Consider the following 9,208-nt stretch of genomic DNA (forward strand, 5'->3'; position numbering starts at 1 on the left):
TAATTTTTTAGTGATACACCCCCGCGTGCTCGCAGGCATGGCCGTCTGGCCCGCGCTCTACCTGCAGGGTCACGTGCTGGATGCCGTGGTGATGGGCTATCTCCTCCCGAATCTCCATGAGCTGGCTGTCCTGATATGTGTCTTCTACCACCAGGTGGGCGGTGAGGGAGTTTTCTGTGCTGCTCATGGCCCATACGTGCAGGTCATGCACCTGGGCAACGCCGGGAACGCCCTGCAAATACTCCCTGATTGCCGGTAAATCAATCCCGTGCGGAACGGCGTCTAAGGTGAGGCGCAAAGATTCTACCAGTAATCCCCAGGTACTCCAGACAATCACCACCACAATGACCAGGCTCATGGCGGCATCTACCCAGAACCAGCCCGTGTAGTGCATGACCAGCCCGGCCACCACCACGCCCAGGCTCACCAGGGCGTCAGCGGCCATGTGCAGGTACGCTCCCTTTACGTTGATGTCATGCTCTTTATCTCTGAAGAAGAGCAGGGCAGTGCCGGTATTGATGAGTATGCCCACAATGGCCACCAGGGTAATGGCGGTGCCGTTCAGGGCGGGGGCGGTGCCCAGGCGCTCAATGGCTTCCCAGCCAATGGCGCCCACCGCCACCAGGAGCAGCATGGCGTTGAGCAGGGAGACCAGGGTAGTGCTTTTGCCATAGCCGTAGGTGAAACGCTCTGTAGGTTTGCGCTGAGCCATTCTCAGGGCGAAAAAAGCCAGCAGCAGGCTCAGCACATCTGTAAAATTGTGGCCGGCATCTGTGAGCAGCGCCAATGAGTTGTACCACCAGCCAGCGCCGGCTTCTACCACCACATAGGCTATGTTCAAGCCAATGCCCAGCAGAAAAGCTTTGTTCAGCTTGCCGGAGGCTGGCAGGCCATGGGCATGGCCGCCGTGGGAGTGGGTATGGTTGTGTGTGTGTGAATGTGCCATGGGTCAAAGACAGTGTGTCTGCTCCTGATGCTTTTGTTCTCTTGTATGCAGCGACCACGTGGGGTACTTTGTTTTCGGCCGCAGGACAAAGGAAGAAAACAGCAGGAAATAGGAAGTTACAGTTTTCTGCTGATGAGTTATAAGATTTTGCCAGCGATTCGCCTAAAAAGAAACAGCCGGGAATTTCCGGCTGTTTTTGTTCTTTCTGCAGATGCAGCTGTTAAGCTGCAAGTGAACGGCAGGCTTCGGCGCAGCGGTAGCAGGCCTCTGCGCATTGCTTGCAGTGTTCTGCGTCATGTTGGGCACATTCATCCCCGCATTTCTGGCAGATCTCAATACATTCTTTCAACAAATGTTTGCCGTGCTCTGACCCTCTGGCCAGGAAAGCGGCTGTGAGGCGGCAGATGTCGGCGCAGTCCCGGTCAAGGGAGATGCAACCGGCCATCATTTTTACGTTGTCTTCCTGTAAACAGGAAGAGGCGCAATGCTCACAGGCTAATATACATTCTTGTAAGGCGTCTAACACAGGTCGGATTCGTGAATCAATCATAGTTTTTTAGTTAGTGGTTAAAAATCTATTTTAATTCACACTCTATTGGCCCTTGCCGCCCCAATAGAAAAACAGGCAGCGGCACAGGGTACCTTTATAGATACGCCCTGCCGCCGCCGCTGTTCTTATAAAATTATGTGATGGGGTGTATATAATTTTAGGGCAGGTGTAAGATTGTCTTTTGGGCTGCAAACGGGCCTTAAAAGAACCTGACCTGGCGGTTGCCCTGCCCCATAGCGCTGATCTGCTGCTCTAAAACGCTAGAGAAGCACCTTTAGGTCCCCTTTTCGCCTCACAATCAACATGTAAACAGGCTCTAAGGCTAGGCCAGGTGGTCTAGCGGCAGCCGCTCAATAGTGGGGTCTTTCTTGAAATCTGTCACAGAGACGCCGGTCACTTTCTTGAATTGGTTGGAAAGGTGCTGTACGCTGCTGTACTGCAGTTTGAAGGCAATTTCACTTAACGTGAGTTCGCCGTAGGAAAGGAGTTCTTTTACCCGCTCAATCTTTAACCGGATGAGGTATTTCTCAATGGTGGTGCCGGTGTGCTGGGAGAAGACCTTGCTCAGGTGCTGGTAAGACATGCCCAGTTTCTCTGACAGGTACACAGAGGTGGTGATGGGCTGGTACTCCTCTTCCAGGTGGCGCTGGTACGCCAGCAGGGTGGTTTTGATTTGGTCGGTGAGCTGTTCTTCCTTCTCCTGCAGCAGCTCAAAGCCGTGTTCCTGCAGCGCCGCCCGCAGGTGCTCTACTTGCACGGGCCCGCCTGTCACTACCGCCTCTCCCAGCTTTATGTCTTGCACGGCATAGCCCTGCTGGGTCAGCACGTCTGTCACGGTGGCAATGCAACGGGGGCAAACCATGTTTTTAATGTGCAGGTGCTGTTCCATAGGGTGTTTTAAAGGTGCGTAGCTTAGAAATAGGGAGCTGGTGTTCTTCTCTTTAACGTTCTACCTTACCAGGAGCGTTACATGGGCTTAAAAATAGTAAAAAGTCTATACTTCTTTAGGCCGGTTCTTCGGCACGTTCCGTTTGGGCGAGGCGGCCGGGGCGTTTCTGGGCTTCTTTTTTGAAAACCGGGCAAAAAGCCAGTTCACGCTGGGCACCACCAGGAAGGCCGTGCCTGAGATGACCAGGAAGAAGCCGATAAAGGCGTTGAACAGCCTGAGCAGAAAGTCATCTGTGAGCCCGAAGGTATAGAGCAGCACCGTCATGGCCAGCACCAGGCTGCTGAGGCCGGCAATGAGCAGGTCACGGCGCCAGTCACGCTGGAAAGGGTGCTGTTTAGCTACTTTGGCCATGGGAGAGCTGGCTGTTTCTAATCCAGTGCGGGAGCAGGTGCAGCAGTTCTGCCTGCAGCGACTTGCCGTTGTCCTCTTCTGAGTACTGCAGGGATTTTTGAATGAACTCTGGCAACGGCAATTCTTTCTGCTTCAGCTCCAGCACATACTCCTGCAGTACCTGCGGCCTTGGCCCCCAGGTGCCCAGCGGCTGCAGGGTGTCTGCGTGCAGGGCAATGAGTTTGGGAATGCTTTTGCCGCCGTTGGTGAGGTAAGCCTCCATCACGGCGGGCTGCTCTGTGCGCAGTATGGTGCGCAGGGAAATATGCTCTGCCTGTTCAGCAATGGCGGCCAGCACGGGCACATGAATGGCCGCGTCACCGCACCAGCCCTCTGTGAGCACCAGCCAAATCTGCGGCGTGGTAATGCTCTGCACCAGTTCCACCAGATCTGGCTGAAGCGGGGTCTGGTAGGTGCGCTCCATAATGGCCAGGCAGTTTTGGGTGAGTTGCGCCAGAAAGGCAGACTGCTCCAGCCCCGTGGTTTTCTCCTGGGCCACCGCGTGCCGCACTAAATCCATATAGCCCGCAAAAGAGAGGCTCTGCGCCACCACTTCTGGGGTAATCACGTTTGGTTGTGCTTCCATAGAAATTCTAAACTGTAGCTGGTAAAGCGGCGGCAAAGATACGGCAAAGCCCATGGTTAACCTACACCTGTCTGCTTTTCCCCTTTGTACGGAAAGAAAAAGACCCGAGGTGTTTCCCGGGTCTTTTTCTGAAACCAGGCCTGAAACGGCTGGTTTCTACAGTATTCTGCTACGGTTACTCTTTCTCGTTGCCCAGGCCGTCGGCACTTTCCTTATGGCCTTTGAGGGTGCTGGCGTTGGGCTGGTTGTTTCTGAATTCCTTGTCAGTGCTGTCTGCGCCGCGGGTGTCTGACCAGTTGGCGTTAGAGCCTTGGGGGCTGTCCTGCTCCAGGTCAGCTTTAGCACGTTTGGCGCCGCCGCCGTGTCCCTCCTGGTGGCTCACGTTTTCGCCGCGGGTGTTATCAGCTCCGCCGGGCACGGGGCCGTCCTGAAAATTAGGGGCGTTGTGGCCTTTGCCGGGGTTGTGGTTGTGCACGTTGTTGGGTCTCCCGCTCACACCCGCGCCGGTATCCATGCGCTGGTTGTTCTGTGATTTCTGGTTCTGGCTGCCCTGGGTGTTGGGGTTGCTCCTGGTTTCGGGCGAGCCGTCATAGGGCGGGTTGTTATTATGGCGGTTGCTGTTGTTGAGGTGGTCGTTCTGGCTTTGTGCCTCTTGCCAGCTACGGTCCTGTTCTGGTCTGTTTTGTTTTGGGCTGTCTTCGCCTTTGCCTTTGGTCATAACGCGGTCTCCTTATCTATATGTGAAACATGTACAGGTATTTGCTTCGGCTGCGCCGATGTCTCTTACCTGTACGAGCCTGGTTATTTTTAGATTACCGGGGGCAGGGTATCCTTGCCTGAGTGCAGCAGGTTTGTTAGAAAATGAACACCCGGGGGCGGGTTAACTCAAAACCGAAGATGCGCGTACTACTACCCGTACAAGCACCGGAAGGGCAGCGGCCGCCTGCGCGGAATGGGCCTTTCTTCTAACCTACAGACCAAGAACTATGAAAAAGCTATTGATTTCCCTAAAAAACGTTTCCCTGGCCCTGTTGCTGGGAGGCGCCCTTTTAGTAGGCACCAGCGCGTGCAGCACCGGCACCGGTGACGGCCAGACCAACGTGGAGGAAAGTGATTTCAAAGACAAAAGCCCCACTGAGCACAACCAGCCGGGCCAGTCAGACAACACCCAGGACAACAACGGCCGGCCTGCCTCGGGCGCTATGGCCAGTGACTCTGCCTATGAGGAGGTGTATGACAGGCAGATGAAGAAAACCGAACAGAAGAAAGATGGCGGCACCACCGGCAACCAGGCCTTTGGGGGAGCCGCAGAAACGAACAAAGACGATCACTAGGAACTGCAATACAACAGGAAAGCCTGCCCCCGCAAAGGGGCAGGCTTTCCTGTTTTTGGCCTGTTTTTGAAAAAGTAAGCCTAAAACAGGTTTGAAATTTTCCTTTCCTGCGGCAGAGGGCCACGGCTAGAATCTGCGTTCCCGCTTTTCTCGCCATTGCTGCGCTGCTCCGGGCTCTACAAAAGCTTATCTGAAGGTGAAGCCGTTGGGCAGGATTCTTACCTGGAAAGAATCAATGACGGTGCCTGAGGGCTGGTACCTTATTGCCCAGCCGTTGGTGCTGTAGCCACCCACTCCCAGATAGAGGGTTTCATTGGTAGGGTCAACTCCCAGACCGTAGGCATTGCGCCGAATGAGGGGAGCCGTGGGGGCCGCCGTGGCGTTGGTGGCCATAGAGTACACCGCCCCATTGTAGGTGAAGTAAAGCTTGTTTTTAGCACCGTTGGTGGTGAGGTAGCCTGCGCTGCTTGTGCCCTGGGGGAAATTATAGGTAGTAAGGGCGTGGTTGTTGGCGGGGTCAATTTTCACCAGCGCACCGGGGGCTGACCAGCCTCCTCTGAGCACCCAGATCTTGTTGTTGTTGTCCAGTGCCAGATGCGTAGGTGATTCACCCACGTTGATCTCTGTCTCTACCGCATCAGTAGCGGTGTTGATGACTGAGACGGTATTCCCTGAGCTGTTGGCTACGTACAGTTTGCCGTTGTGCAGAAGCAAGCCTTCTGGCAGTAAGCCTACGTTAATGGTTTTGGTAACCGTGTTTTTAGTGAGGTCTAACACAGACACGCGGCCGGTACCGGTGTAGCCGTAGAGGCTGTAGCCCACATACTCAGTGACGTAGGCTTTGGAAGAGTTCAGCGCTGCCATGTACCGCGGAATCTTAAGGCCGTTGATCACCCCTACAGATTTGAACGAGTAAGCGTTGACCACCTCAATCTTTTCACTGGCGTTCAGGGCAACGTAAGCGTTGTCTCCAATAAACATGATAGATTGTGCGGCATCACCCAGCGGGCGGTCATTGATTTGTTTGAAAAGCTCCGGAATAAAGGTTTTGGCGTCTGGGGAGAGAAAACTTATCTCTGCCGTGGGAGTGCCAAACTGGCCTTCATTGGTGATAAAAACACCGTGCTCATAAGCGCCTTTGAGGGCGGTGTCTTCATCACTGTCACAGGAGGTGGCAAAGATGGTGCTGCTACCAAGCAGAACGTACAGGAGGTGCTTTTTAAAAGATGAAACTTTCATAGGGTGTATAAGTGTGAAAAATAGGGTAGAAATAAAGGTTAAGGATGTTTGGCCCATTGCAGGGACAGGGAAATTCTGATGTTTCTGGGAGGCATGGCGCGGTAGGCCATGGTTTGGTAGACGGTGTTGGTCACATTGTGAACTTGCGCCATCAGTTGGGCCTCAAACGCGTGCCAGGAAAAAGTGCGCCCTGCACCGGCGTTGACCAGCGTGTAAGAAGGCAGCCAGTTGTTGTTGTCATTGTCTGAGTACCTGAGGCTGGTGAAGGTGGCGTCTGTGGTGAGCCACCAGCCGCGGTAGCGCAGGTCTACCCAGCCGGCCAGCTTATGCCTGGGTACATAAAATAACTGCCGGTCTTGCAGCTTGGCCTGGGCGTTTGGCAGTGTCTGCTCAGAAATGGTATGGGCATACGCGGCACCGCCTTGCAGGATCCAGTCTGTAGTTAACCGGTACTGCCACCTGCTGTCCAGCTCAAGCCCATGGCCGTTCACTCTGCTCAGGTTGACGGGCTCAGAATATCCGCCGTTGGCGGAAGGCTGCCATTGAATCCAGTCTTTTACGTTAAGCAGGTAGGCCGTGGCCTCAGTGGAGCCGGTGAGTTTTTTACTTTTATATTGATGCTGAAGGCCTTCTTCATACCCCCAGCCGCTTTCGGGTTGAAGAGTGGGGTTGCCGCCGGGCCGCCAGAAACGGTCATTGAGGGTGGGCATCCGGTAACTTCTGGAAAGGTTGGCCTTGAAGACCAGGCTATGCGCGTCTGTTTCCAGCAGTTGGAGGTTGGCTCCCAGCGTAGGGGTAGGTGGCGGATTGAACCCCTGTACCCATGCCTGCCGAACGTTCAGGCTCAACTGCAGCAGGGGCAGCAGATCATAACGCAGCCAGCCGTAGGCAGAATACCGCCGCTCGTCTACGTTACCGCCGTAGCCGCCCACGTTGGCTTTGAACAATTGGCCTTCACCGCCTAACTGCAGGAGAAGGGTAGGGAGCAGCTGCCGCTCATGCTCTATCTGGCTTTGGTAGGTGTTCACGGTAGAGAGCGAGAAGGTGCCGTCATCTTTATAGTCTAACCTGTCTTTAAACCAGGCGCCGCGCACGGTGGTGGTGCCGCGGGCAACCTGCCCCTGCCATTCGGCCATGAGCCGCAGGTTCTCATCTTCCTGTTCTGCGTGCGTGTTGGCGCTGCCCATAGACGGCTGAATCTGCCGGTGGGTCTTCACGTACCAGCCCCGTACAGAAAGCCGCTGCTCCTGGCTTAGTTTGAAATGCAGTTCCTGCGCAAGGCTGTTCTGGTGAAAGGCGGCGTTCTGCTGGCGCTCTGTTGGTGCCCCAAAGGCGGTGGTGTTTTTAAACTTGAAATTGTTGTCTGATGCCGTTCTGGTGAAGGAGGAAACACTGGTGAGGCGCCCGTTGGAAAAGGAGCCCGTAGCGGCAGTTCTTCTATGCCCAAAACTGCCCGCTTCCTGCTGCACGCGCACCAGCTGGTGGGGCTTGAAGGAGGCCGGGTTTTCCAGGATCACAGCTCCGCCAACGGCGCCGCTGCCGTGCAGGGCACCGCTGGGCCCATGCTGCAGGCTCACCTGGGTATTGGCCGCCGGTGGCAACAGCGCAAAGTCAGTGAGCCCCAGCGTGGGCAGCGCAATATTAAAGCCGTTCCAGAGAACCGCGGTATGGCTGGCGGTAGTGCCCCTGAAGGCCACGGTGGCGGTCATGCCGTTGCCGTAGCTTTTCAGGTACAGCGGGCTGCGCTGCTGGAGCACGTCTGCCAGGGTAATACCGGGTTGCCGCTGCAGCAGCAGCGAATCAACGGGTTGTACCCGGGCACCGGCGGCGTAGCGGGTGTTCCTTTTGCCGGCCACTGTCACTTCCTGCAGCTGCACGGCGTTGCGCAGCTGGGCGTGGGCGCGCTGGGTGAAGAGCACCTGGGCCAGTCCCAAAACAAATCCAAAAAAGAAAACGCGTTGCGTCATGTCCTCGGCCAGTTAACAGCAGAGGAGACTACAAGGGGAGAAATAAACGAAAACGCCGACCCGCGGCGGGGCCACCATCCTTGCTGCTTTTTTTCCCGAAAGCCTCCAAGTATACAAGATGATCTGGCAGGTCTCCTGACTCTCTTCTTCGGCCCGGCCTTCCCATCTGGCAGTGCAGACAGTGGCGTGTGGTGGGCAGAAACAGTTGAAGATCACAGTTGCGGGTACAGCTCAGGTTTCTCACCTGATTCCCTTTTAAGCACACACCGGCAGACGACCGGGGGGTGCACCAAAATCGGGGGCAAAGGTACGGGAAGTTTTGCAATCTGGTGCAGGTGCGCCGGGTAAATTCTGTTTCTGGCTTGTTTTCAGGGAAATAGGCCCAAAACGTACGCAGAATATTTCCGTACAAACAGGGGAACAAGGAGACGAGGCCACGCGGGGTTATTGTCTTGATTTAACTAACCTCAGCTATGAAACGTCTATTCTTTTTTGCGTTACTGCTGGGCCTGGGCCTTTCCGGCGCCTTTGCCCAAACCATTTCCAACGTAGACCTCACCAAAGTGTACAGCGGCATAGCCGACGAGGCTTCGCCGTTTTTCTACCCGCCCTTGCTGGAGCGCTACAAAGCCCATGACTCCAGCCTCACCGTCTTTGACTACCATTACCTGTATTACGGCTACACCAAACAGGACGGCTACAACCCCTACGCCCGGGGCGAAGGCGAAAAAGTAGCCATGCAGATGGTAGACGAAGGCAAACTGGAGGAGGCGCGGCTGGTGCTGCTGACTGAGTTTGAGGAGAACCCCTTCAACATGAATGTGATCTTCCGGCTGGGCAGCCTCGCCGACATGCAGCAGAAACCAGCCGAGGCCCGCCAGTGGCTTCTGAAGTTTGACGGCCTGCTGCGCACCATTCTGCAGAGCGGCGACGGCCAGTCTGAGGAGACGGCCCTGGTGGTGATTGCCCCGCAGGATGAATACCCCATCATGGGGGTTCTGGGCCTGGAGACCACCGGGCAGGGGCTGGTCAAAAACAAATATGACGTGCAGAAGCTCAAGACTCCCAATGAGATGGAGAGCGAGAAGCTGTACTTCAACATAGAAATGCCGTTTGGGCACATGGCCCGCACGTTCACCCAGAAAATTGTAAAAGCCGAGTCCAGACCTAAACCTGTGAAGGCGAAGAAGATGAGGGGCACAGCCGGTAATTAATCCTGTTTTTGGCCTGTTTCCAGAAAAACAGGC

Annotated in this window: 10 protein-coding genes and 1 riboswitch; of the genes, 2 read left to right on the forward strand and 8 right to left on the reverse strand. The window is 55.3% G+C overall.

From position 1 onward, the window contains the following. Window positions 1–7: 7 nt before the first annotated feature. The 6 genes from A8O25_RS13285 to A8O25_RS23850 form a co-directional block, all read right to left on the reverse strand. A complete protein-coding gene (locus A8O25_RS13285; protein WP_066835647.1) occupies window positions 8–946 on the reverse strand; it encodes a cation diffusion facilitator family transporter in 939 nt (312 codons plus the stop codon). A gap of 220 nt (window positions 947–1,166) precedes the next feature. Further along, window positions 1,167–1,496: a four-helix bundle copper-binding protein gene (locus A8O25_RS13290; protein ID WP_066835649.1), complete on the reverse strand. Its 330-nt coding sequence runs from the start codon at window positions 1,494–1,496 to the stop codon at window positions 1,167–1,169. Between the two features lie 322 nt (window positions 1,497–1,818). Further along, window positions 1,819–2,385, reverse strand: a complete 567-nt coding sequence (locus A8O25_RS13295; RefSeq protein WP_066835651.1) for an AraC family transcriptional regulator — start codon at window positions 2,383–2,385, stop codon at window positions 1,819–1,821. A 105-nt stretch (window positions 2,386–2,490) separates the two neighbouring features. Further along, the gene (locus tag A8O25_RS13300) at window positions 2,491–2,796 is read right to left on the reverse strand and encodes a hypothetical protein (protein ID WP_066835653.1); all 306 of its coding nucleotides are present in this window, start codon (window positions 2,794–2,796) and stop codon (window positions 2,491–2,493) included. Further along, on the reverse strand, window positions 2,780–3,421 hold the full coding sequence (locus tag A8O25_RS13305) for a thioredoxin family protein (RefSeq protein ID WP_066835672.1): 642 nt from the start codon (window positions 3,419–3,421) through the stop codon (window positions 2,780–2,782). Before A8O25_RS13305 ends, A8O25_RS13300 begins: the two co-directional genes overlap by 17 nt. Window positions 3,422–3,596: 175 nt before the next feature. Continuing rightward, on the reverse strand, window positions 3,597–4,139 hold the full coding sequence (locus A8O25_RS23850; RefSeq protein WP_241499025.1) for a hypothetical protein: 543 nt from the start codon (window positions 4,137–4,139) through the stop codon (window positions 3,597–3,599). 268 nt (window positions 4,140–4,407) lie between these two features. Between A8O25_RS23850 and A8O25_RS13315 the strand changes: the two genes are divergently transcribed. Further along, window positions 4,408–4,755 (forward strand): hypothetical protein, encoded by a 348-nt coding sequence (locus A8O25_RS13315; RefSeq protein WP_066835655.1) that lies wholly within the window; start codon window positions 4,408–4,410, stop codon window positions 4,753–4,755. A gap of 186 nt (window positions 4,756–4,941) precedes the next feature. Here the strand turns inward: A8O25_RS13315 and A8O25_RS13320 are convergent, their stop codons facing one another. After that, a complete protein-coding gene (locus tag A8O25_RS13320; protein WP_066835676.1) occupies window positions 4,942–5,994 on the reverse strand; it encodes a YncE family protein in 1,053 nt (350 codons plus the stop codon). 38 nt (window positions 5,995–6,032) lie between these two features. After that, a complete protein-coding gene (locus A8O25_RS13325) occupies window positions 6,033–7,961 on the reverse strand; it encodes a TonB-dependent receptor (protein WP_066835657.1) in 1,929 nt (642 codons plus the stop codon). Window positions 7,962–8,069: 108 nt separating this feature from the next. Further along, a riboswitch (cobalamin riboswitch) is annotated at window positions 8,070–8,270 on the reverse strand. Between the two features lie 164 nt (window positions 8,271–8,434). Between A8O25_RS13325 and A8O25_RS13330 the strand changes: the two genes are divergently transcribed. After that, on the forward strand, window positions 8,435–9,175 hold the full coding sequence (locus A8O25_RS13330; protein WP_066835659.1) for a DUF4919 domain-containing protein: 741 nt from the start codon (window positions 8,435–8,437) through the stop codon (window positions 9,173–9,175). The last annotated feature ends 33 nt before the right edge of the window (window positions 9,176–9,208 follow it).

Origin of the sequence: Rufibacter ruber, assembly GCF_001647275.1 — a bacterium.
In the GTDB taxonomy this organism is placed as follows: Bacteria; Bacteroidota; Bacteroidia; order Cytophagales; family Hymenobacteraceae; genus Nibribacter; species Nibribacter ruber_C.